This is a genomic window from Chitinophagales bacterium, from assembly GCA_017303835.1.
Lineage (GTDB): Bacteria > Bacteroidota > Bacteroidia > Chitinophagales > Chitinophagaceae > JAFLBI01.
On sequence record JAFLBI010000001.1, the window covers coordinates 411,007 to 434,808 of the forward strand.

Genomic DNA, 23,802 nt, shown 5'->3' on the forward strand with positions numbered 1-23,802 from the left:
TTTCTATTTGTGCATAAATAGATGCGCTCTTAAGGTATGTGGCTATCCCTGTTGATAAATCCTAATGTGTAAGGACTACACAACCATTCTTTTTGAATGATCAGAGCCAATACTTTTGCGCTAACTAACGATTGTTTGCATATGCCTGTAAAAACACAACATGTGCCTATTGCCGCTTTGTCGGCACTCGGGCTCAACACAAAATCCACTATCCATTATCAGTTACAGCCAGATGAATTGTCAGAACAAACTTTATTGCGGGGTCAGGGTGAGGTGAATGATACCGGCGCTTTGTGCATCCGTACAGGGGAGTTTACTGGCCGCAGTCCGCAAGACAAATTCATTGTAAAAGATGCTTTGACTGAAGATTCTGTTCATTGGAATAATTTCAACATTGCTATTGCGCCAGAGAAGTTTTCCGCTTTAAAAGCGAAGGTGCTGAACTACCTCAATGCGCAAGAAGAATTGTGGGTGCGCGATGCTTATGCTTGCGCTGATCCACAGTATCGCCTGAATATTCGAGTGATCAACGAACATGCTTGGAGTAATTTATTTGCATACAATATGTTCCTGCGTCCTACTGAACAGGAGCTGAGCAATTTTGAGCCCGACTGGCATATAATTCAAGCGCCAGGTTTCAAAGCTGATCCTGCAATTGATGGAACCAGACAACACAATTTTGCCATTGTTTCTTTCACAGAGAAAACCATCCTGATTGGCGGTACCGGCTATACCGGTGAAATGAAGAAAGGTATATTCACCATCCTCAATTATTTATTGCCGCATAAGTTGAATGTGCTCAGCATGCATTGCAGTGCCAATATGGGTAAGGATGGCGATGTAGCTGTATTCTTTGGTTTGAGTGGTACAGGAAAAACCACACTGAGTGCAGACCCCAACCGTAAACTGATTGGTGATGATGAGCATGGCTGGACCAATGATGGTGTCTTCAATTTTGAAGGTGGTTGCTATGCTAAGTGTATTGATTTAACCGAAGAAAAAGAACCGGAGATTTTCCGTGCCATCAAGCCCGGTGCATTGGTGGAGAACGTACTATTCTTCGACAATAGTCGTCAAATAGATTTCAGCAATAAAACAATCACAGAGAATACTCGTGTGAGCTATCCGCTACATTTCATCAGTAATGCGCAGGAGCCAAGTATTGGCGGGTTGCCCAAGAATATTTTCTTCCTTACCTGCGATGCTTATGGTGTATTACCGCCCATCAGCAAGTTAACACCTGGTCAGGCGATGTATCAATTCATCAGTGGTTATACCGCACGAGTAGCAGGTACAGAAGCCGGTGTAACAGAACCCAAAGCAACATTCAGTGCATGCTTTGGTGCGCCTTTCTTGCCTTTGCATCCGGGTAAATATGCAGAGATGCTAGGTGAAAAAATGCGTACGCATCAAGTGAATGTTTGGATGATCAACACCGGATGGAGTGGTGGTGGTTATGGTGTAGGTAACAGAATGAAACTGTCTTATACCCGTGCCATGATTACTGCTGCATTGAACGGTGAGCTGGATCAAGTGGAATTTGAAAAGCATCCTGTATTTGGTATGTTGATGCCGAAGATGTGTCCGGGTGTACCTAAGGAATTACTGCATCCGCGTTATACCTGGGCTGATCGTGCTGCGTATGATCAGGCTGCATCAAAACTGGCAGAAATGTTTATCCAGAATTTTGAAAAATATGCTGCAGGTGTTTCAAATGAAATCCTGCAATCGGCACCCAATCCGAAGGGCTATCAATACTAACTGCAAATGAGCACCCCCATTGAGATAATCAATGGACTCTTCGATTGCGATGTGCATGAAAAATCCCGCCGAAAGGCGGGATTTACTTTTTTATTCTCTTATGTAGTATTGATTAGAACAAACCAAATAACATGCCGTCTACTTTGGTAATGATCTCACCAAAATGCTCATCGTTTTCAGCGAATTTGTTTTTATCACCATCGATGATGAGCACTGGACCTTCTTTGTATGAATCAATCCACTTGTTATACAGCTCATTCAGTTTCTTGAGGTAGTCTAAGCGGATATTCTCTTCGTATTCGCGGCCACGCTTTTGGATTTGTCCAACCAAAGTTGGAACGGAGGCTTTGATGTAAATCAACAAATCCGGCGGCTGCACCATGGTCTTTAATGTCTGGAAGAACTGATAGTAGTTTTCGAAATCACGCTTGCTCATCAAGCCCATTTCGTGAAGGTTGGGTGCAAAGATTTGCGCATCCTCGTAAATGGTTCTATCCTGAATCACAGTTTCAGTGCCGCGGTGAATTTCCAGTAACTGATTTAATCTGCTGTTCAGGAAAAATATCTGCAGGTTAAAACTCCAGCGGGGCATGTCTTCGTAGAAGTCCATCAGGTAGGGGTTGTGGTCCACATCCTCGAACTGGGGAATCCAGCGATAATGCTTGCTTAGCATTTCTGTGAGGGTGGTTTTACCGGCACCAATATTGCCTGCAACTGCTACGTGTTTTGGTTTTTTTGCCTTTGCCATAGGGTTGAAAATACGAAATCTGATCTATTGTCAGGGGGTGAAAATTAATAGTTCATGCCAACTGCTTCGCGTACCAGTTTCAGGGTTGCTGATGCACTTGCTCTTGCTTTGTCTGCACCTTGTTGAATGATCTTGCTCAATAAAGCCTGATCGTTCTGTATAGCTGCAGCGCGTTCACGAATAGGGGCAATAAAGCGAATCATGTCTTCTGCCAATTGCTTTTTCATATCGCCATAGCGAATCACCACATTGCCGGTACTGCTGTTGTTGAAGTCGGCTTCAAATTTGGCCAGGGTATCGGGTGTGCTCACTAATTGCATCAGGGTAAACAGGTTCTGGATATAATCCGGCTTAACACTATTGGGTTCAGCGGGGCCTTGATCAGTTTTGGCCTTCATGATTTTCTTGCGGATGCTCTCATCATCATCAGCCAGGTATAAAGTGGCCAATTGATTTTCGCTCTTGCTCATTTTACCATTACCATCCAGACTCAGAATCTTCACCAATTCGCCGCCGTAGTTAAATGCTACTGGAGAGGGGAATACATTGCCATAACGATAATTGAATCGTTCTGCAAAATTTCTCGCCATTTCCAAGTGTTGCTCCTGATCCTTACCTACGGGTACTTTTACGGCACGGTGAATCAAAATATCGGCAGCTTGTAAAACAGGGTAGGTTAAGAGACCCGCGTTCACATTGTCTGGTTGCTGGCGCACTTTGTCTTTAAAGGTGGTGGTTTTCTCCAGTTCACCTTTATAAGCCATCATGTTCAGATAGAGATAGAGTTCTGCAATCTCAGGCACATCGCTTTGCACATAAAAGGCCACTTTCTCCGGATCCAGTCCGCAAGCCACATTTTCGGCAATCACGCGGTGAACGGCGTTTTTCAGTTCCTTGGTATCGGGGTGGGTGGTCAGGCTATGCCAGTTGGCCACGAAGAAATAGCAATTGTATTCATCCTGCATGCGCACATAATTGCGCATTGCACCAAAATAATTACCCAGGTGGAGAAATCCTGTGGGTCTGATTCCGCTTAAAACAACCTCTTTCGACATAGGCGGCGAAGATACTGTTCCGCCTTGGTTTGCGTTTCCAAAATCCGGGCTTTTTTCAGTGATTGACCGGTACAGAAAACGGAAATCTGGCTTTCGCAATGGATATTTGTTCTGTTACCATGTCTGTGCGTCCTACACATATCCTCCAGTCGCCCATAGAATTCCTGAAAGGGGTTGGGCCACTGCGTGCCGATATGCTGAAGAAAGAACTGGAGATTTTCACTTTTGAAGACCTATTAGAACATTTTCCGCACAGGCATATCGACAAAACCAAAGTAAGTCGCATCGCAGACATTACTCCGCAGACTGATTTCATACAGGTAGCGGGGGTATTGCAACATATTGAGGTGATGGGTGAAAAAAGAGGTAAGCGACTGGTGGCGCAATTGCGCGATGCCTCCGGTATATTGGAATTGGCCTGGTTTCAGGGAATTCACTGGGTACAAAAAGGATTACAGCCGGGCATGGAATACCTTGTTTTCGGCCGAGCCGGCTTTTTCAATGGTAAGCCCCAGATTGTGCATCCGGAAATTGAACCATTTACACCGGTGAAAGCGGGCGGTAAGGTTTTTCTCGATCCGGTTTATCCCACTACAGAAAAACTAAAAGCGAAAGGTCTCAATGGCCGTCAAATAGGTAAGCTCACATTTACTTTACTGGAAGCACTTAAGCAAGATCCGCCACAAGAGAATCTGCCGGAGCAATTACTGAAGCAGTTGAAATTAATGTCGCGCTGGGAAGCATATTGCAATGTGCATTTCCCGCAGAGTGCGGATGAACATGCGGCTGCATTGAAGCGTTTGAAGTTTGAAGAATTGTTTGTGGCGCAAGTGCGGATGCAGTTGGTGAAGTTGCAAAGACACCATAGCAGTAGAGGTGTTGTCTTTGAAAAAGTGGGCGAGTATTTCAATGCGTTTTACAACAAGCATCTTCCTTTTACATTAACTGGTGCACAGAAACGTGTTTTGAAAGAAATCAGAACTGATACAGCCCGTGGCCATCAGATGAATCGTTTATTGCAAGGTGATGTGGGTAGTGGTAAAACCATTGTTGCCTTGCTAGCTATGCTGCTGGCAGCAGATAACGGTTTCCAAAGTTGTATGATGGCACCTACGGAAATTCTTGCGCAGCAACACTATAATGGTTTAAGTGCTTTGCTGAAAGATATGCCCATTGGTATCAGACTGTTAACGGGTAGTACCAAAACTGCTGAGCGAAAAGAAATATTACAGCAGTTGCAGGAAGGTAGTCTGCACATGCTGGTGGGTACACATGCGGTGATTGAAGATGTGGTGCAATTCAAACATTTGGGATTGGCCATTGTGGATGAGCAGCATCGTTTTGGTGTAGCACAAAGAGCCAAGCTTTGGCAGAAAGCGGCGATTCCACCACATGTATTGGTGATGACTGCTACGCCAATTCCCAGAACATTGGCGATGACAGCTTATGGCGATTTGGATTATAGTGTGATGGATGAATTGCCGCCGGGCAGGCAACCCATTACCACTGTGCATCGTTATGAACAGGCGAGGTATAAAGTGATGGAATTTGTACGTGAAGAAATTACCAAGGGCAGACAAGCATATATTATCTATCCACTAATTGAAGAAAGCGAGAAGCTGAGTTACGAAGACTTGATGCAGGGTTATGAGCAAGTGAAGAGTTATTTTCCTGAACCCAAATACCACATCAGTATGGTGCATGGCAGAATGCCTAATGATCAGAAGGATGTGAACATGCAAAGATTCGTTCAGGGTGATACACAGATCATGGTTAGTACAACAGTGATTGAAGTAGGGGTGAATGTGCCCAATGCTTCTGTAATGGTGATTGAAAGTGCTGAAAAGTTTGGATTATCTCAATTGCATCAGTTGCGTGGACGAGTGGGCAGGGGTGCAGAAAAAAGTTTTTGCATTCTTTTAACAGGGTCTAAAGTAAGCAATGATGCCAAAGAAAGAATCAAGATAATGTGCGCTACCAATGATGGTTTCCGCATAGCAGAGAAAGACCTTGAACTGCGCGGTCCTGGTGATATAGCAGGAACCAGGCAGAGCGGGGCTTTGAACTTTAAGCTGGCATCAATAGTGAATGATAAACCATTGCTTGAAGCTGCGAAGAAATATGCTGAAATGGTGTGTGAGGAAGATCCGGATTTAAGCATGGCAAAGAATTTGCAGCTAAGGAAATACCTTCAGTCGCACAAGCATCAGGGCAATTGGAGCAAAATATCTTGAACAAGGGCGTGAGAATAATCGTATATTAATGAAGTTGAAAGCAAGCATTCTTTATATCCTCATTTTTCTTTTCTTACTGGAGCCATGTACAGTTGGTGCCCAATCTGCCATGGAATTTGTAGAAAATAAGGGGCAGTGGGATAAAGCAACCCTATTTAGAGGAGGGATGATTAACGGAGCACTGGAGCTGAGGAAAAATGGTTATCGCATATTGCTGCATCATCCGGATGACCTTAGAAAATTATCAGATGCTGTGCACGGACATGCACATGCAAACCCTGTGCATCCAGCCAAGCCTATAAAAGATGATAAATACCGTTTGCCAGATCCGAAGGATCAGCCGGTGAATATCGATAAGATGAGTTTGCGTTCTCACATGTATGAAATGCGTTTGTTGAATGCGAATGAGTCGGCTAAAGTTGTGCCTGATAAATCTTTATATACTTATAATAACTATTTCATCGGCGAGGATCCTTCAAAGTGGGCTTCAAATTGTAGGATATTTCAAACGATTACATACGAGAATATCTATCCTAAAACAGATGTTCGTTACTACAGCGATAATGGATCGCTGAAGTATGACTTTATTCTTCATCCAGGTGCTGATGTCAAAAAGATTGTTCTTTATTTTAATGGAGTTGAGTCGTTGCGCGTAAAGGATGGTAATCTGGTGATCAAGACTTCTGTTGGTGAGGTGAAGGAGTTATCCCCTTACACCTATCAACTCATTAATGGTAAGCGCCAGCAATTGAATACACGTTATGAGGTGAAGGGTAATCTTGTTCAGTTTGTAATACTGGATCCATATAAGACGAATGAAACGATAGTTATCGATCCACAATTTGTGTTCTCAACTTTTACGGGTAGTACGGCAGATAACTGGGGTTATACAGCCACTTACGATAGTCGCGGTAATTTTTATGCAGGTGGTATTGTATTCAGTGCAGGTTTTCCAGTAAATACAGGTGCTTTTCAGACAAATTTTGCAGGAGGTATTCCTGATGGTGCCATCAGCAATGGTTACGATATGGCTATTATCAAGTTTAGCCCTGATGGTGCAAGGAGAGAATATGCAACCTATATCGGCGGTAATGGTAATGAACAGCCGCATAGTTTAGTGGCTGATGGGCAGGGCAATCTGGTTATTGCAGGACGAAGCAATTCGGCGAATTATCCAAAATTTCCTGCAAACAATACTTTGGGTGCAGGTGGTGGTTGGGATATTGTGTTAACAAAATTGAATGCAGCTGGTAGTGCTTTGATGGGCAGTGTGGAAATTGGCGGACGCAGTGATGATGGGGTGAATATCAGACCTAAATACAGCAATCCTCAAGGTGCGGAAAGTATTGTAAGAAATTACGGCGATGATGCAAGAAGCGAAGTGATTCTAGATGTAGCAGGTAATGTTTATATGGCTGGTTGTACACAGTCCAGAGATTTTCCAACTACTTCCGGCGTGTTTCAGCCAAATCCTGGAACAGCGGGTGGTCCTGGTGGTCGTTATCAGGACGGTGTACTAATCAAGATGGCTGCAGATTTGAGAACGCCAATGGGTATCTCGTATATCGGTGGTAGTAATGATGATGCTGCTTTCGTGTTGTCATTGCATCCACAGAATGGAAATATTTATATCGGTGGTGCCACTGCCAGTACTGATTTGCCGGGAGTTTCTTCGGGCGCCATCAATGCAAGTTATCGTGGTGGTATATGCGATGGTTTTGTTATGGTTGTACGCAACGATTTAACTGCACGTGTAACGGGAACCTATCTGGGTACAAACGGCGCAGATCTGGTATATGGGTTGAAATTCGATCGCAGAGGATTTCCTTATGTGATGGGAACGACCACAGGTAGTTGGCCGGTTCTGAATGCCGCATTCAGCCAGACCAATGGCAAGCAGTTTATTGCCAAGCTACGTGAAGACCTTAGTGCTTTTGAATATTCAACCATCTTCGGTACGAACAGTACTGTGCCCAATATCTCACCAACAGCTTTTCTGGTAGATCGTTGTGAAAATGTCTATGTCTCTGGTTGGGGTGGTGGAATCAACCGCGATGCCAATTATCCTACAGCAGGCACAAGTGGATTAACTGTTGTTGGTTCTCTGAATGGAAGTAGTGCAAGTACGGACGGAAGTGATTTATACTTTTTTGTTTTAGCGAAGAATGCAACAAGTCAGTTGTATGGAGATTTCTTTGGACAGATTGGTGGTTTTGGTGAACACGTAGATGGTGGTACAAGCCGATTTGATGAAAACGGTGTGATCTATCAAGCTTTGTGTGCCAATTGTGGTCAAAGACCTAAGCCTACTTTTCCAACGGGTCCGTCGGGGGGTGTTTTTGCAGAGCAAAATCTGTCCGGTGATTATTGTAATCTGGCCGCTGTGAAAATTGCTTTGAATTTGGCAGGCGTTGGTGCAGGCTTACAATCAACCATTGCGGGTCAGGTGAGGGATACTTCTGGTTGTGTGCCCTTAACTGTTGAGTTTTCAGATACACTTGCCTTGGGTAAACAATATATCTGGAATTTTGGAGATGGTTCTCCTGATGTTACCACAACGGTTCCAAGAATTTCTTACACTTTCAATGCGCCGGGTAATTATCGGGTTCGATTGATTGCTATTGATAGAACTACTTGCAATGAAACGGATACTTCTTACCTCACTATGCGTGTGCGTAATGATGAAGCGGTTTTACGTCCGTTTGATTATGTGAAAGCAGATCCCACCAACTGTACTTCATTAGAGTATCGGTTCACCAATAATTCTATCGCACCTATTGGTAAACCATTTCCAGCAAATGCATTCAGATGGGTTTTTGGAGATGGAAATTCTGTTGTAGCTGGTGCAGGTACTGTGAACCACACATTCGCTGCACCTGGTTCATACAATGTGCGCTTGGTGTTGACTGATACTACATATTGTAATGCACCGGATAGTATTGTGCAGACTATACGTATCACCGATACTGTGCGTGCTGAGTTTACAGTGCCCAATCCTTTGTGTGCTCCGCAGAATGTAATCTTTGATAATGTGTCTAGAGGTGGGCAAAGTTTTCTCTGGACTTTTCATGATGCCACTACATCAACAGATGTAAATCCAACGAAGTTTTACAGTACGCCGGGTTCTTACACGGTTACATTACGTGCTATTGACCCATCTACATGTAACAGGCAACATGATACAACCATTACCATTGTGCTCAATGGAACAGCAACAGCTGCTTTCACATTCGCACCGCTGACACCTATACCCAATAGGCCGGTTAGTTTTACCAATACATCTACAAACGGAGCCATTAGATATAAATGGTTGTTTGGGGATGGAGATGTTTTAGAAACCCTGCGCAGAGATACCATAGTGGAACATTATTATCCCAGCTCAGGTAAGTATCAGGCTTGTCTTGTTGCAATTAACGCTGCAGGATGTGCAGATACCACCTGTCAGGAAGTGTCTGCGCTTGTTGATCCATTAGTGGACGTACCCAATGCATTTTCGCCTAATGGAGATGGCGTAAATGATAAAATTCAAATCAGGGGATTTGGTATGAGTAGGGTGAACTGGCGTATTTACAATCGCTGGGGTAAACTCGTGTTCGTTACCAATGATCCGAATATTGGTTGGGATGGAACTTTCAACGGCCAATTACAACCACAGGAAGTGTATCATTATGTGTTGGAAGTAGAATTTACCAATAAAGCCAAAGTGGTTAAAAAAGGTGATATCACCTTACTCCGATGAAGCAAATACTCACCATATTATCTTGTTGCTTTTTGTGGGGAGTGTTGCCTGCGCAAGAGCTGAATTTTTCGCAGTATATCCATGCGCCACTGCTGATCAATCCTGCCAATACCGGTTTTGCACCTGATGCCGATTATCGGATTGGTGGTAATTATCGTACGCAGTGGTCTTCTGTAGGTACACCCTACAATACCATGCATCTTTGGGGTGATATGCAATTGTTTGGCGATAAGTTCGAGAACGGATGGGTTGGTGCAGGTTTTGGTATTTTGAGGGATGTGGCGGGCAGCGGTACACTTACATCCACAAGGGCTTTCGGTTCTATTGCCTATCATCAGCTTTTAGGCTATAAAGGTTTGTTGAGTCTTGGTTTTAATGTAGGTTATGTAGATAAGCGAATCAATATTTCGAAGCTTTCGTTCAATAATCAATGGAACGGACAGTTTTTTGATGTGAACATCCCTTCTAACGAACCCTTTATCGCCAATCAGGTGGGTTATCTCGACTTGCAGGTAGGTCTTAACTATTCACTCTTTGCATCTGAAAACTTATACCTCAATTTTGGTCTTAGTGGTAGAAGAATTAACAGGCCTGTTGAAAGTTTTTTTGCAGTCGGTACCGGCGATCAACGTGTACAACCACAGTACACAGCCTTCTTCAATGCCAGTTATAAGACAAATGATAATCTCTGGATTTTGAATCCGAATGTTTATGTCAATAAAGTAAGCAATCAAACAGAGGTTGTAGCAGGTATGAATGCGCAGCGAAACATCAGTGGGGATGGGTATACGCAAATGCTCTTTGGTGTTTACTACAGAATGGGTGATGCGTTTATTCCGATGGTGGGTTATCAGGTCAATGATTTGCGCATGACCATCAATTATGATGCTACCATCTCTACATTGCAGTCTTTCAATGGCACCAGAGGTGCTTATGAGATTTCTTTGGTAAAATCTGGACTGCTTTCTGGCGACAAATCTGTGAAATGTCCTACTGTGCGCTTCTGATTTGCTGCGGTGAATCTTGTATCTTGCAGCATTCAATTCAGCCACATGAAATACTTACCGCTCGATCCGGCCATTTTCATCAACAACAGAAAACGTTTTATCAAATCCATGCTGCCCAACAGTATTGCCATTTTTGTGAGCAATGATGAATGGCCTGGTAATGGAGATGCTTTACATCCATTCAAGCAAAACAGTGATCTCTACTGGCTAACAGGTATTGAGCAGGAAGACTCTATGGTGATCTTGTTCCCAGATAACCCAGATCCAAAATATCGTGAAGTACTCGTTTTAGTTCGTCCCAACGAATTGAAAGAAAAATGGGATGGTAAGAGATTGCGTGCACATGAAGCTTCCGCCATCAGCGGTATTCAAACCATCGTTTGGGTAGATACAATTGATGCGGCTTTGCAAACTTGGGTGCATCTGGCAGATAATATTTATCTGGATTCTAATGAGAATGATCGTCGTGCTTCTCAAGTGCGTAGTAGAGAATACCGTTTCATTGATGAAATGCGTACAAGATATCCGCTGCATGAATACAAGCGTGCCGCGCGTATTATGAAAGACCTGCGGGCTATCAAGACCAAAGAAGAAGTAGTGGTGATGCAAAAGGCGATTGATATTACTGAGCAGACATTCCGCAGGTTGCTGAAGTTTATTAAGCCTGGCGTGATGGAATATGAAATTGAAGCTGAGATCTGGCATAGCTTTTTGAGTCAGCGCGCATCTGGTCCTGCTTACGGCAGCATTATCGCTAGTGGCGACAGAGCCAGAACCTTGCACTATGTATCGAATAATCAGGAATGTAAAGACGGTGAATTGATATTGATGGATTTTGGTGCAGAGTACGGCGGGTATTGTGCCGATTTAACTAGGACTGTTCCGGTGAATGGAAAATTCAGCAAGCGCCAGAAAGAAGTGTACAATGCTTGTTTGCATTTACATAATTATGCCAAGGGTATTCTGAAGCCTGGTATCAGTATTCTCGATTATACAGAGAAAGTAGGTGATGAAGCTACCAAGCAATTCTTGAAAATTGGTTTGATTGCTAAGGCTGATGTGAAGAATGAGGATAAGGAGAATCGTGCGTACAGAAAATACCTGTATCATGGCATCTCTCACCATTTAGGTATTGATGTGCATGATCTGGGCACCAGAACAGAGCCCATTAAAGCGGGTATGGTCTTTACAGTTGAGCCGGGTATTTATATTGAAGAAGAACAAATGGGTATTCGTATTGAAAATAATTTCTGGATAACCAAGAGTGGAAATATTGATCTGATGAAAAATATTCCTATTACGGTAGAAGAGATTGAAGCACTCATGAAAAAATAATTATGCTGAAACAAATCCCCAATATTGTAACGCTGTTGAATTTGTTTTTCGGCTGTATGGCCATCGTAGCTGCTGTGCAGCCTGGCCTCACCATCATTACTGGTTCTGACGGAGAACAATTGGTGGCATTGCCGGAAAAGATTTGGTTGGCAGCCATCTTTATTGGTATTGCTGCTGTGATTGATTTTCTCGATGGTTTTGTGGCAAGATTAATGAATGCCAGTTCAGAAATGGGGAAACAATTAGACTCTTTAGCAGATGTGGTGTCTTTTGGCGTAGCTCCGGCAATGATTGCCTATCAATTTTTACGTCTTTCCTACGCGCAGCAAGAGGATGGATTGGATATCAGTATGGGGTATTTATTACCTGTTTTTATATTGCCTTGTGCAGCTGCTTATCGTCTTGGTCGATTTAATTTGGATACAACTCAACAGTTTGGGTTTAAGGGATTACCCGTACCGGCTGCCGGCTTGATGATCGCTTCATTTCCTTTGATTTATTGGTTTTCAGGTAGTGCTGCATTGGTGGCGCTTTTTCTGAATAAGTGGTTATGGTACGGAGTCATTCTGTTGCTCAGTGGTCTGATGGTATCTACACTGCCCCTGATGGCCTTCAAATTCAAGGATTATACGGTGGCAAATAACTGGCCCAAATATTTAGTAGTACTGATTGCTATACTTGGTGGTATTTTCCTGCAATGGCTGGCTATTCCGCTGGTGATAATCGCCTATGTTGTGTTATCTTTGGCGCTCAAACAAGCTTAACATGACTTATCACGTTCAGATCAAAGTGATGCCTTTGAAAGATTTATTGGATCCGCAGGGTAAAGCCGTACTGGGTGGTTTACATAACCTGGGCATGAATGGAGTAGCCGATGTGCGTGTGGGCAAGCATATCACTTTGGATATTGAAGCAGATTCTGAAGCAACTGCAAGAGCGATTGCAGAAGAAGCTTCTAAGAAAGTACTCGCCAATCCGGTCATGGAGTTTTACGAGATCGAACTCATCAACTAATTAACGGCCCGAGACTTCGGGCTTTTTGTTATGCTGTATCTGGTACCAACACCCTTGGGTAATCTGAAGGATATCACGCTGCGCGCGATTGAAGTGCTGCAGGCAGTGGATGTGATTCTTTGTGAGGATACCCGTACTTCTTCCAAATTGCTGCAGCATTACCAGATTCAGAAACCACTCTCTCCGTATCATCAGCACAATGAGCATAAGATTGTTGAGCATCTGGTGCAGCAGTTACAAGCGGGTAAAACCATGGCATTGATTACAGATGCTGGTACGCCCGGTATTTCTGATCCAGCATTTTTATTAGTACGTGCCTGTATACAGGCAGGTGTGAAAGTAGAAACACTGCCTGGGGCAACTGCATTTGTGCCTGCATTGGTGAATAGTGGTATCCCTTCTAATCGCTTTGCTTTTGAAGGTTTTCTGCCTTTGAAGAAAGGCCGCCAAACCATGCTGAAGAAATTGGCAGCGGAAGAAAGAACCATGATTTTGTATGAAAGTCCGGTTCGTTTGGTGAAAACCTTGCAAGAACTGGCGCAATATCTTGGTGCCGATAGGCAAGCAGCCGTATCCAGAGAGCTCACCAAACTATTTGAGGAAAACGCACGTGGCACGTTGGCTGAATTGATTGCCCATTTTCAGCAGAAAGCTGTAAAAGGGGAAATTGTGATCATACTTGCCGGAAAGGAGGCCTAATCATTCATCCTTTTTTCAAAATCAATCCAGCATTTTTCAGATATTTAGCACCCTTAATCAAGTGTTATGAGAAGATTATTGCTTGCAGTAGTGGCTTTTGTACCTGTTATCATAGCACAGGCCCAGCCTGATCGTTGGCAACAGCGTATTCGTTATAATATTGAAGCCGAGTTGAATGTGCAGAACAATCGTATGAAAGGTGTTGAGCGAATGGAGTACACCAACAATTCGCCTGATACATTGAATCGCTTGTTTATTCACTTATACTGGAATGCTTTCCAGCCCAACAGCAGCATGGACGTGCGTAGTAGAGAATTGGGTAAGATTATGCTGAAGAATAGAAGAGGTGAGGACTCGCCTGATTGGGATGCGCGTGTGCGTGATCGTATCAGCAGACTAGCAGATACCAGCATCGGCTACCAGAAAGTTGCTTATGTAAAAGTGAATGGTAAAGAACAGCAATTGCGTGAGTGGGAAACCATACTGGAAGTAAAGCTGGATAAGCCAATAATGCCTAAGTCAAAAGCCATGATTGAATTGTCTTTTGAAGCACAAGTGCCTGCGCAGATTCGCAGAAGCGGTCGCGACAATGCAGAAGGTGTTCGCTATAGCATGGCCCAGTGGTATCCTAAGATGGTGGAGTACGATTATCAGGGTTGGAATGCCAATCCATACATCGCTCGCGAGTTTTATGGTGTGTGGGGCGATTATGAGGTGAAACTGACTTTGGATAAAACGTATATGGTTGCCGCAACAGGTGTTTTGCAAAATGCAAATACCATCGGTTTTGGTTATGAAGCACCGGGAACAAAAGTGCCTTCAGTGAGTGGCAATAATCTTACCTGGCATTTCAAAGGAGAAAATATCCATGATTTTGTATGGGCTGCTGATCCTGCTTATAAGCATATTTCCAAGAAAGTGCGTCCTGATCTAACGATCCATGCATTTTACAAAGCGGGTGATGCACGTCAGGATAGTGCATGGAACAATGTGCTGTGGGCCGCTGAAAAAGTATTGCCTTACATGGAACAGCGCTTTGGTAAATATCCTTACCCTCAGTATAGTTTTATACAGGGTGGTGATGGTGGTATGGAATATGCCATGGCTACTTTGCTCAAAGGTTCTGGTTTGGGTACTGTTATCCATGAGTGGATGCATAGCTGGTATCAACACATGATGGGTACCAATGAAAGTTTGTTTGCATGGATGGATGAGGGCTTTACAGATTTCGGTACCAATGAAGTGTCTGATTATTATAATCAAAACTGGGCGGCTAAATCTCCATGGATCAATGAGCAAACGCGACAGTTCTACAATCGTCAGGTTGAATCTGCGAAAACTGCTTTCCCTTTGAAGCAGGCTGGTAGCTACAATAGTTATCTGGCTTTGGCCAAGAGTGGATTTGAAGAGCCAATGACAACGCATGCAGATCATTTCAATACCAATTATGCTTATTCCACTGCGGCCTATTCAAAAGGTGCAGTTTTCATTGCGCAGCTGGGTTATATCGTTGGTGATAGTGTTCGTGATAGAATCTTGTTGGAGTATTATAACCAGTGGCGTTTCAAGCACCCGAATGTGAATGATTTTGTTCGTGTGGCAGAGAAGGTGAGCGGCTTAACCTTGCAGTGGTACAAAGAGTATTTCGTTTACACGACTAAGACAATTGATTATGCAGTAGGCGATATGAGCGTGGCTGGTAATAAAACCAATATTGCTTTGAGAAGAATGGGTAAAATGCCGATGCCTGTAGATGTAACCATCACATTCAAAGACGGAAGTGTTGAGCATCATTATATTCCTTTGAACCTGATCTATGGTGAAAAGCCTGCAGAAGCCGGGGCGAAAAATCGTACCGTACATCCAGAGTGGAAGTGGACGCACCCCGACTATGTATTTAGCACCAATCGTGCTTTAACCGATATCAAGTCAGTAGAGATAGATGCAACAGGTAGAATGGCTGATATCAATAGAGCCAATAATAAAATTGTGATTCCTGATTAATCCTGACTAATTCAATGAAAAGGCCTCCAATGGAGGCCTTTTTTATCGTGCTACATGAAGCACAAATTTTTCTTGGAAATAGTCTTCTTTGAATAAGCTGGTTATTGATACCACGCCGGGCCTTGCGCCTGAATCAAATATTTCTTGTGTTAAATCGCCACCCTTGAGGCAAATGAGACCGTTCGCCAGTTCTTGTTTATGACCTTTTTCAACCAGAGGGTATGACCAGCGCAATAAATCTTTCAGCGGTGCTACTGCACGTGAAACAGCAAAATCGAATTTGCGTCCTTTGATTTCTTCTGCGCGGGTGTGTTGCGTAGTGATGTTTTGGATGCCCGCACCCTCGCAAACCGCTTCAACCACTTTTAATTTCTTGGCAATACTGTCTACTAAATGAAACTCCACCTCAGGAAAAAAGATAGCCAGAGGTACACCAGGAAAACCGCCACCGCAGCCAATATCCACAATGCGTGTGCCCGGTTGAAATTGAATCACGGCCGCTATACTCAATGAGTGTAATACATGATTAAGGTAAAGGCTTTCAATATCCTTTCTGGAAATTACATTGATCTTGCTATTCCATTCTTTGTATAACTCTTCCAGTGCAGTCAGTTGTTGTAACTGATGCTCGGTAAAATCAGCAAAATATTTGGTTATTAGTTCCAGTTTGTTGCGGGACGTTTCCATAGTGCAGGTAAAAAGAATAGTGTATAGAAAAACATCCAGATATCAAAGAAGAGGAACCAAGGCCAGAGGTCGGCTTCATTCAGTTTTTTCATCGTCTTAAACAAGAAGAAACTTTGCAGTAGAAAACGTACACCCCATACAGAAAGTGGTATCCACCAGATTGGATAAAAGATCAAGCTTACAGCGAGTAATGGATAAATCAGGAATAGACTTGATGAGTATAGTCCTAATAGAAACTGATGCTGAGCCTTGTAATATCTTGAAGTAGAATAGTGACGGTATTTTTGCTTCATCCAATCATTCCATGTGCGCTTGGGCTCGCTTAAAGTATGTGCAGCAGGATCAATCACAATAGCTGTGTTATCTGGGGTAGCTACTTGGTTAATGAATAAATCATCATCACCACTTGGAATCATGTTGATGGAGGAGAAGCCCTTGTTACGCAGAAATACATCTTTCTTATAGCTCAGGTTTCTACCCACGCCCATATAAGGTTTCCCCGCAAGGGCATAAGAGAAATACTGCAAAGCAGTATGGAAGGTTTCAAAACGGATCAGTTTATTGAGTAGTCCCGGCTTTTTATGGTAAGCGCCATAACCCAGTACAATCTCAGTATTGTCCTGATAAGCGTCTTGCATTTTCTGCAACCAATGTTCGCTGGCAGGTACACAGTCGGCATCAGTTAAGAGAATCATCTCATGTCGGGCACTTTTGATACCCATGGACAATGGGAATTTTTTCCCTGAAATCAGTTTGGCTTCCTGAGTGAGTTCAATATGGTTGATATTTTTGAACGATTTTTTAAACTCATCAATGATGTATTTACTCTCATCAGTAGAGTTATCGTTTACCACGACAATCTCTGTGGTTGTTTTATAGTCCTGCACCAGCACACCCGGTAGGTTTTTCACCAAGTTATCGGCCTCATCGCGGGCGCAGATCACCACAGAAACCGGGTGCTCCATATTCACGTGTTTTTCAGGTGCTTTATAGAATGCGAGTCTTCTAAAGAAAAACAGGTAATAATACACCTGAACGGCAACGATTATACAGAAAACAGCCAAAACGATATCCCAGACAAAAGAAGGTATCACGATCATCGGGCAAAAATAATGCTTGCAGTTGCCAACTTAGTTGGCATCGTGAATATGTGGATAAAAGCCAAGCCTTACTTTTGCGCCCATGGCGGCTTTGACATTTGCGTTAGAAGGTAAGGATGCGGCAAGTGCTGCAAGGGCGGGTACCATTGTAACAGATCATGGGTCCATTCAAACGCCCATTTTCATGCCCGTGGGTACAGTGGGTACGGTTAAAGCCGTTACGCAGCAACAACTGCATGCAGATGTTCAGGCCCAGATTATCTTGGGTAATACTTACCATTTATACCTGAGACCGGGAACAGAAGTGCTGGAGGCAGCCGGTGGCCTGCATCGTTTCAATGGCTGGAACAAACCCATTTTAACGGATAGTGGAGGTTATCAAGTGTTTTCCCTGGCGGCGAACAGAAAGCTTTCGGAAGAAGGTGCTTTGTTTCAAAGCCATATTGATGGTAGTCGCCACCTGTTTACACCTGAATCGGTGATGGATATCCAGCGCAGCATTGGGGCAGACATCATAATGGCTTTCGATGAATGTCCGCCTTATCCCAGCGAATACCGTTATGCTCAAAAGAGCATGGAGCTCACACATCGTTGGCTGGATCGTTGTTTCAACCGATTAGCAGAAACGCCAGATAAATATGGCTACACGCAGAACTTATTCCCAATAGTACAGGGTAGTACTTATGAAGACTTGCGTAAAGCATCTTCTGAGTATATCGCTTCCAAAGGTGCAGTAGGTAATGCCATTGGTGGATTGAGTGTGGGCGAGCCAGAGCAAATGCTGTACGATTTTACCCAGCTCTGCTGTGAAATACTGCCGGAGGCAAAGCCGCGCTATTTAATGGGCGTTGGCACACCTTGGAATATTCTCGAAGGCATTGCCCGTGGTGTTGATATGTTTGACTGCGTAATGCCCACCCGTAATGGCCGCAATGGGATGTTGTTTACCACACAGGGTGTGATCAATATCAAGAATAAGCAATGGGCAAAGGATTTTAGTCCTGTTGATCCGGGTTTACCCAATGAATTGAGTCAGTTTTATTCAAAGGCTTATCTCCGCCATTTATTTGTGGCAGGTGAGATATTAGGCATGCAATTAGCCAGTTTACAAAACCTGAGTTTCTATCTCTGGTTGGTAGGTGAAGCCCGCAAACATATTCTGGCCGGTGATTTCCATAGTTGGAAAACTCAGCAAGTGGAAATTTTGCGCCGCAGGTTATGATGTGTATAACCTTTTAAGTCTTTGTTTACTTACGCACAAGTTGATTTTGATTGAGATGGGTTGATATATTCGTATCACTTACTTAATCCGTTACCTCTGAAGTCCGTAAGTAGTGCACTCATCTTGATGAGTGTATTTTTTTTAGGTGCTGCTTAACAGCTTTTTGGCTGCCAATCTGCTGACTGCCTGTATCTTTGGGCAGAGCATGAAGAAACTCGACTGGTACATACTGAAAAATTTCATCTTCACTTTTGTGTTCTCCATTTTGCTGTTTGCAGTAATTGCAGTGGTGATTGATGTGAGTGAGAAAACAGATGATTTTGTGAAGTCGGGTCTGCCGGCCAGCAGGATCATTACGGATTATTATTATGGTTTCGTGCCGCATATTATCGCACTGCTCTTTCCATTATTTGTATTTATTTCAGTGATCTTTTTTACATCTAAGATGGCGGGTAGAAGCGAAATCATCGCCATCCTGGCCAGTGGTACCAGTTTCAATCGTTGGTTAAGACCTTACTGGGTAGGCGGTTTGTTGCTGGCGCTGGTTTTATGGTTTGCCAATCAGTATATCGTACCTAAGGCCAATCAGATTAGAGGCAGTTTCGAAGCCAACTATATTGACCGCAATTCTTCTTATCAGCAATTGCTGAATACGAGTAGCAATATTTATGTACGTATCGATTCTTTCTCTTACGCAGGTATCAATTACTACGATACTTTGTCCAAGCGCGGTGGACCATTCTTCATGAGTACAATTAAAGGCAATCAGGTAGTGAAGAATATTCGTGCAGAAGCGATCGTATGGGACACTGCTACACGGAAATGGAAGTTGGAAAATGTGATTGAAAGAAATATTCAGGGATTGAACGAAGTGGTTTCGATGAAAGATGCCCGGATTATGGACTTCAATTTCCGGCCTTTCGATCTGAGCCGGGATAAATACACCAAGGATAAGCTGACTACGCCTGAATTAGACCGATTTATCCGTTTGGAGGAATTACGCGGGTCTGAGGGGCTGAATGTGCTGAAAGTGGAGCGTTATCGCAGAGATGCGGTTTGCGTAACTGTAATTTTGCTCACGCTTATTGGTGCTGTTGTGGCCGGCCGTAAGATCAGGGGTGGAAGCGGGGGCCATTTGGCCATCGGTTTTGTAACGGCGGCTTTATTCATCCTAGCTGATAGATTCTCTACCATCTTCTCCACTAAGGGTAATCTGCCACCGATAATGGCTGCCTGGATACCCAATCTCATCTTTGTTTTTGTATTGTACAGGCTTTATCAGAAAGCGCCTAAATAGAATATTTTCTGCTTTCGCAAAACGATCTGGTCTGGTTTTTGTTATCCATTGTAACATGTGCTAATTTCGCGGCACAAACGATTGCTGGAATCTATCATATCTAAACATATACGTCATGGGTATCATCAAAGACCGGTTTAAAGTCAAGTCAGAAGCCGCCAACGCAGAGATCAAGAATTTGCTGAAAGAACACGGTAATAAGATCATTGGAGAAGTTACCCTGTCGCAAGTGTACCAGGGTATGCGTGGTATCACCGGTCTGGTAACCGAGACCAGTTTACTGGATGCTCAGGAAGGCATTCGTTTCCGTGGGTATTCCATTCCGGAGTTGCAGGAAAAGCTGCCAAAATCACCACATGGTTCTGAGCCATTGCCAGAGGGTTTGTTTTACCTGATGCTCATGGGCGAATTGCCTGAGCAGGCAGATGTGGAGCACGTAACAGCCATCTTGCAGCGCAGAAGCCATGTGCCAAGCCATGTGTTTGCAGCAATTGATGCACTGCCCTTAACAGCACACCCCATGACCATGTTTGTGACAGGTGTGATGGCGCTGCAGACAGAAAGCTATTTTGCTAAATCCTATGCAGAGGGTATCAATAAAAAGGACTATTGGGAACCCACTTTTGATGATGCGGTCATTCTGATTGCACGCTTACCACGTATTGCAGCCTATATCTATCGTCGTAAGTATAAGAATGGTGAACATATTCAGCCGAATGGTATGCTCGACTGGGCAGGTAACTTGGCGCATATGCTGGGTTATGACGACCATGGCTTCCGTGAGTTGATGCGTTTATACATGACCATCCATGCCGATCATGAAGGTGGTAACGTATCTGCACACACAACCCACTTGGTTGGTTCAGCTTTGAGTGATCCTTACCTGGCTTATGCAGCTGGTATGAATGGCTTGGCTGGTCCGCTACATGGTCTGGCGAATCAGGAAGTAATCAAGTGGATTTTTGAAATGCAGATGGAATTGGGAACTGATGATCCAAGCACTGAACAGATTGCGAATTACGTGCAGAAAACATTGTCTTCCGGTAAAGTAGTACCTGGTTATGGTCACGCAGTATTGCGTAAGACAGATCCACGCTTTACGGCGCAGATGGAGTTTGGTAAAAAGCATATGCCACATGACAAACTGGTAAACACCGTTTGGAAGATTTATGATACAGTACCTCCAATTCTTCAGTCGTTGGGTAAGATCAAGAACCCATGGCCGAATGTGGACGCGCACAGTGGTGCTTTACTCGTTCATTATGGTATGGTTGAATATGAATTCTATACTGTATTGTTTGCAGTAAGCCGTGCTTTGGGTGTAATGGCGAGCTTGATTTGGGATCGTGCTTTGGGTCTGCCTTTGGAAAGACCGAAGTCTATTACCACAGAGTTAGTGAAGCAGTGGCTGGATGGCAAGGGTGAAGTATGGGGCGAATAAGCAGTTGTTAATTCAATCTGATATACGGGCCGCTTATGCGGCCCTTTTTTGTGCAATGATCTTGTGTTATGGTTATTCTTTTAGGTGATATGTAGGATTTGATATTTTATTTGATGGAAAATAGTTTTATAAAATAATTGTGATCAATCAAATTATATTCTATGTCATTGCAACTAAATAGGGCTATCATATTGATCTTGTTATTCGGTACACTTGTATCCTGTACAAAAGAGTTGCAGGTAAGTGAGGAACTCAGTACGGTTAGTAAAACTGCCTTAAAAGATTCCTGTTCGTATACCATTGATGGTATTACGTATACTTGTGATAATCAGTCTAGCAGAGGTTTTCTCAATGCGCCGGTATATGTATATAATGATACAACTAATGGAGATAGAAAGCAGGATCCGGATACTACCTTATTTGGACGATTCTTTACACTTTCCGCCTCGTATAAATTAGATTCCAGCAAAAGACCCGGTTACATCACGATCAAGTTTTTGAGAAAATATGCAAGAAACCAGATGAATAATTGGTTTCCTGATATTAGTACTTGGTTAGTGCCTAAAGATTCTGCAGTGTATATGACGCCTCTTGATCGTCCTTATTCCATGGATTATTTACGCTTTAATCGGCAGAATGGGGTTGTTATTGAGCTAAGTGCTTATGACCCCTCCAAATCCAAAATTGAATTTTATTATAGTTATCCATACTCAAAACCTCGGTTTGTAACAACAATCAGTGATGATGATCAGCTTGGTTCTACTTTTACCCTACATAAACTTGAGGTAAGTAAGTCAAGTCCAAGCGAGTTGCGGTTTCTTGAAGCAAGTTTTTCTGTAAATATCTACGATAATAATGACCGGAAACGTAGGGTAACTGGCTACATTAAAATTGTTGGTTAATTTGATTCAATAAGCGCTATTTTAAAAGCAGGGTTTCAATACAGCCCTGCTTTGCTTTTTGGAGTGTTTATATTGATCAAGTATCTTAGAATCATGCAAATGATCAAATCTTTTTCTGCAGTACTGGCTTTTTTCTTTTTGATATATTCAGCTAAGCTTTTCGCGCAATCAGATACTTGTAATTGCAGTAGTAATCTGCAAAAGCTGATAGCAAAAACAGAAGAAAATTATGCAGGTTTTCCTGTGAAAGTGAATAAGCAAACGCGCAATGCCTACCAGCAATTAAAGTATAATCTGCTTGCGAAAGCTACAAACGAAAACAACCCGAAAGCCTGTTTTGCTGTGTTGAAGGAGTATGTCCGTTTCTTTAAGGATAAGCATTTTAACCTTGTTTACCCTATTGAGCGTGGTTACGAAATGGTGCAGGAAACTGAAGCTGGATTTAAACAGTCTTTGTCAAAAAAATCCTTGGCTGATATAGAGGGTATATGGGTAAATGCAGACAGTAGTATTAAGCTCGGTATTCGCAAGCATGTGGGAAATACTTTTAAAGCTGTTGTATTGGTATCGTCCAATACTAAATATCCTGTCGGACTTGTTTACTTCACTTTGCAAACTGCTAAAAATGGATTTGTGGTGAAAGAGCATGATCGCTTGATTGCAACGGATATCCCAGCAAAGCAACGTGGTCAGCTCTTAAAAATTTGGAGTGATGCCCTGTTTGGAAAAGTTTATCCGGGTCAAATGAGTGCGGCCGAACAGGAAGAGTTGAATACTTGGAAGGGTAGGCGAAATGGGCTCATTGCTAAAAAACTATCTGATAAAACGGCTTACTTGAAAGTGCCCACTTTTTTGAGTAATGACGATTTGATACAGCAACTGGTGAATCAAAATGATTCACTTTTTCGCAGCTGCGATAACTTGATTGTTGATCTTACCGGTAACGGTGGCGGTAATACCGGCTGGGTAGCTTTTCTGCCTTATTTCATGACCAATCCCGTAGTACAGTATGATACGTATCTGCGTGTTACACCTGAGAATGTACAGTCAAAGTTGGCAGACCTTGCGCCATTTGCAACAGCACCCATACCGGATGAATATAAAAAATATTTCCCCGAACCAGTGCTAGCTGCCTATAAAAAAGCTTATCAGGAATTACCTACTACCAAAGCAGCATTTTATCCTATACCGGGTGTAACCTTCCCATTGGATTCAATCATCAAAAAGCCCAAGCATATTGGATTGATTGTGGATGATTTTTGTGGCAGCTCTGCAGAGTATTTCTTTTCGCTTACTAAGCAGAGCAAAAAAACAATTACCTACGGTATTCCCACAATTGGTATGATGGATTATGAGGGCATGTCTAATCCAACACCATTACCTTATAGCAAATTCATTGTGACGATTCCTATTGTTCAGTCCAGCTGGACTAGTAAGCACCCCATTGATCAAACCGGTTTCAAGCCAGCTATTTTATTGAATCAACTTGATCAAACTAAATGGGTGGATTTCGTACGTAGAGATTTAGAGCGTCGATAGTTTTCTTAAGTAGAAGCT

General features: G+C 43.1%; 18 protein-coding genes. 14 read left to right on the top strand and 4 right to left on the bottom strand.

Annotation, left to right across the window (positions count from 1 at the left end; genetic code table 11):
• Window positions 1–141: 141 nt before the first annotated feature.
• On the top strand, window positions 142–1,761 hold the full coding sequence (gene pckA / locus J0L83_01865) for a phosphoenolpyruvate carboxykinase (ATP) (GenBank protein ID MBN8663288.1): 1,620 nt from the start codon (window positions 142–144) through the stop codon (window positions 1,759–1,761).
• Window positions 1,762–1,873: 112 nt separating this feature from the next.
• On the opposite strand, the gene J0L83_01870 is transcribed toward pckA, so the two are convergent.
• Window positions 1,874–2,509, bottom strand: coding sequence for a deoxynucleoside kinase (locus tag J0L83_01870; GenBank protein ID MBN8663289.1), 636 nt, complete (start codon window positions 2,507–2,509; stop codon window positions 1,874–1,876).
• 44 nt (window positions 2,510–2,553) lie between these two features.
• Window positions 2,554–3,564, bottom strand: coding sequence for a tryptophan--tRNA ligase (trpS, locus tag J0L83_01875; GenBank protein ID MBN8663290.1), 1,011 nt, complete (start codon window positions 3,562–3,564; stop codon window positions 2,554–2,556).
• A gap of 98 nt (window positions 3,565–3,662) precedes the next feature.
• Between trpS and recG the strand changes: the two genes are divergently transcribed.
• The 8 genes from recG to J0L83_01915 all read left to right on the top strand — a co-directional run bounded on the left by recG (window position 3,663) and on the right by J0L83_01915 (window position 15,596).
• The gene (gene recG / locus J0L83_01880; GenBank protein MBN8663291.1) at window positions 3,663–5,798 is read left to right on the top strand and encodes an ATP-dependent DNA helicase RecG; all 2,136 of its coding nucleotides are present in this window, start codon (window positions 3,663–3,665) and stop codon (window positions 5,796–5,798) included.
• 28 nt (window positions 5,799–5,826) lie between these two features.
• Complete coding sequence (locus J0L83_01885; GenBank protein MBN8663292.1) at window positions 5,827–9,537, top strand: PKD domain-containing protein; 3,711 nt, start codon at window positions 5,827–5,829, stop codon at window positions 9,535–9,537.
• Window positions 9,534–10,544, top strand: coding sequence for a PorP/SprF family type IX secretion system membrane protein (locus J0L83_01890; protein ID MBN8663293.1), 1,011 nt, complete (start codon window positions 9,534–9,536; stop codon window positions 10,542–10,544). Before J0L83_01885 ends, J0L83_01890 begins: the two co-directional genes overlap by 4 nt.
• Before the next feature lie 45 nt (window positions 10,545–10,589).
• Window positions 10,590–11,879: an aminopeptidase P N-terminal domain-containing protein gene (locus tag J0L83_01895; protein MBN8663294.1), complete on the top strand. Its 1,290-nt coding sequence runs from the start codon at window positions 10,590–10,592 to the stop codon at window positions 11,877–11,879.
• Window positions 11,880–11,884: 5 nt separating this feature from the next.
• Window positions 11,885–12,643 carry a CDP-alcohol phosphatidyltransferase family protein gene (locus J0L83_01900; protein ID MBN8663295.1) on the top strand — a complete coding sequence of 253 codons (759 nt, stop codon included), beginning with the start codon at window positions 11,885–11,887 and terminating at the stop codon, window positions 12,641–12,643.
• Between the two features lies 1 nt (window position 12,644).
• On the top strand, window positions 12,645–12,893 hold the full coding sequence (gene purS, locus J0L83_01905) for a phosphoribosylformylglycinamidine synthase subunit PurS (protein ID MBN8663296.1): 249 nt from the start codon (window positions 12,645–12,647) through the stop codon (window positions 12,891–12,893).
• A gap of 30 nt (window positions 12,894–12,923) precedes the next feature.
• On the top strand, window positions 12,924–13,592 hold the full coding sequence (rsmI, locus tag J0L83_01910; protein ID MBN8663297.1) for a 16S rRNA (cytidine(1402)-2'-O)-methyltransferase: 669 nt from the start codon (window positions 12,924–12,926) through the stop codon (window positions 13,590–13,592).
• Window positions 13,593–13,658: 66 nt separating this feature from the next.
• Window positions 13,659–15,596 carry a M1 family metallopeptidase gene (locus J0L83_01915; protein ID MBN8663298.1) on the top strand — a complete coding sequence of 646 codons (1,938 nt, stop codon included), beginning with the start codon at window positions 13,659–13,661 and terminating at the stop codon, window positions 15,594–15,596.
• 42 nt (window positions 15,597–15,638) lie between these two features.
• Here J0L83_01915 and rsmG read toward each other — a convergent pair whose 3' ends face one another.
• Both rsmG and J0L83_01925 read right to left on the bottom strand, forming a co-directional pair.
• On the bottom strand, window positions 15,639–16,262 hold the full coding sequence (rsmG, locus tag J0L83_01920) for a 16S rRNA (guanine(527)-N(7))-methyltransferase RsmG (protein ID MBN8663299.1): 624 nt from the start codon (window positions 16,260–16,262) through the stop codon (window positions 15,639–15,641).
• Complete coding sequence (locus tag J0L83_01925; protein MBN8663300.1) at window positions 16,253–17,383, bottom strand: glycosyltransferase; 1,131 nt, start codon at window positions 17,381–17,383, stop codon at window positions 16,253–16,255. The genes rsmG and J0L83_01925 overlap by 10 nt, the downstream gene beginning before the upstream one ends.
• A gap of 82 nt (window positions 17,384–17,465) precedes the next feature.
• Between J0L83_01925 and tgt the strand changes: the two genes are divergently transcribed.
• The 5 genes from tgt (at window position 17,466) to J0L83_01950 (ending at window position 23,784) form a co-directional block, all read left to right on the top strand.
• Entirely contained in the window at window positions 17,466–18,605 is a 1,140-nt protein-coding gene (gene tgt / locus J0L83_01930) for a tRNA guanosine(34) transglycosylase Tgt (GenBank protein MBN8663301.1), read from the top strand.
• A gap of 205 nt (window positions 18,606–18,810) precedes the next feature.
• Window positions 18,811–19,902, top strand: a complete 1,092-nt coding sequence (locus J0L83_01935; GenBank protein MBN8663302.1) for an LptF/LptG family permease — start codon at window positions 18,811–18,813, stop codon at window positions 19,900–19,902.
• 115 nt (window positions 19,903–20,017) lie between these two features.
• Window positions 20,018–21,343, top strand: coding sequence for a citrate (Si)-synthase, eukaryotic (locus tag J0L83_01940; protein MBN8663303.1), 1,326 nt, complete (start codon window positions 20,018–20,020; stop codon window positions 21,341–21,343).
• A gap of 161 nt (window positions 21,344–21,504) precedes the next feature.
• Window positions 21,505–22,245 carry a hypothetical protein gene (locus tag J0L83_01945; protein ID MBN8663304.1) on the top strand — a complete coding sequence of 247 codons (741 nt, stop codon included), beginning with the start codon at window positions 21,505–21,507 and terminating at the stop codon, window positions 22,243–22,245.
• A gap of 93 nt (window positions 22,246–22,338) precedes the next feature.
• Window positions 22,339–23,784 carry a hypothetical protein gene (locus J0L83_01950; GenBank protein MBN8663305.1) on the top strand — a complete coding sequence of 482 codons (1,446 nt, stop codon included), beginning with the start codon at window positions 22,339–22,341 and terminating at the stop codon, window positions 23,782–23,784.
• The last annotated feature ends 18 nt before the right edge of the window (window positions 23,785–23,802 follow it).

Coding starts and splice junctions, on each gene's coding strand:
- recG (MBN8663291.1), top strand. CDS start 3,663: ATGGATATTTGTTCTGTTACCATGTCTGTGCGTCCTACACATATCCTC.
- J0L83_01870 (MBN8663289.1), bottom strand. CDS start 2,509: ATGGCAAAGGCAAAAAAACCAAAACACGTAGCAGTTGCAGGCAATATT.
- J0L83_01950 (MBN8663305.1), top strand. CDS start 22,339: ATGCAAATGATCAAATCTTTTTCTGCAGTACTGGCTTTTTTCTTTTTG.
- J0L83_01925 (MBN8663300.1), bottom strand. CDS start 17,383: ATGATCGTGATACCTTCTTTTGTCTGGGATATCGTTTTGGCTGTTTTC.
- tgt (MBN8663301.1), top strand. CDS start 17,466: ATGGCGGCTTTGACATTTGCGTTAGAAGGTAAGGATGCGGCAAGTGCT.
- J0L83_01895 (MBN8663294.1), top strand. CDS start 10,590: ATGAAATACTTACCGCTCGATCCGGCCATTTTCATCAACAACAGAAAA.
- J0L83_01915 (MBN8663298.1), top strand. CDS start 13,659: ATGAGAAGATTATTGCTTGCAGTAGTGGCTTTTGTACCTGTTATCATA.
- pckA (MBN8663288.1), top strand. CDS start 142: ATGCCTGTAAAAACACAACATGTGCCTATTGCCGCTTTGTCGGCACTC.
- rsmI (MBN8663297.1), top strand. CDS start 12,924: ATGCTGTATCTGGTACCAACACCCTTGGGTAATCTGAAGGATATCACG.
- purS (MBN8663296.1), top strand. CDS start 12,645: ATGACTTATCACGTTCAGATCAAAGTGATGCCTTTGAAAGATTTATTG.
- trpS (MBN8663290.1), bottom strand. CDS start 3,564: ATGTCGAAAGAGGTTGTTTTAAGCGGAATCAGACCCACAGGATTTCTC.
- J0L83_01935 (MBN8663302.1), top strand. CDS start 18,811: ATGAAGAAACTCGACTGGTACATACTGAAAAATTTCATCTTCACTTTT.
- J0L83_01945 (MBN8663304.1), top strand. CDS start 21,505: ATGTCATTGCAACTAAATAGGGCTATCATATTGATCTTGTTATTCGGT.
- J0L83_01940 (MBN8663303.1), top strand. CDS start 20,018: ATGGGTATCATCAAAGACCGGTTTAAAGTCAAGTCAGAAGCCGCCAAC.
- J0L83_01890 (MBN8663293.1), top strand. CDS start 9,534: ATGAAGCAAATACTCACCATATTATCTTGTTGCTTTTTGTGGGGAGTG.
- J0L83_01885 (MBN8663292.1), top strand. CDS start 5,827: ATGAAGTTGAAAGCAAGCATTCTTTATATCCTCATTTTTCTTTTCTTA.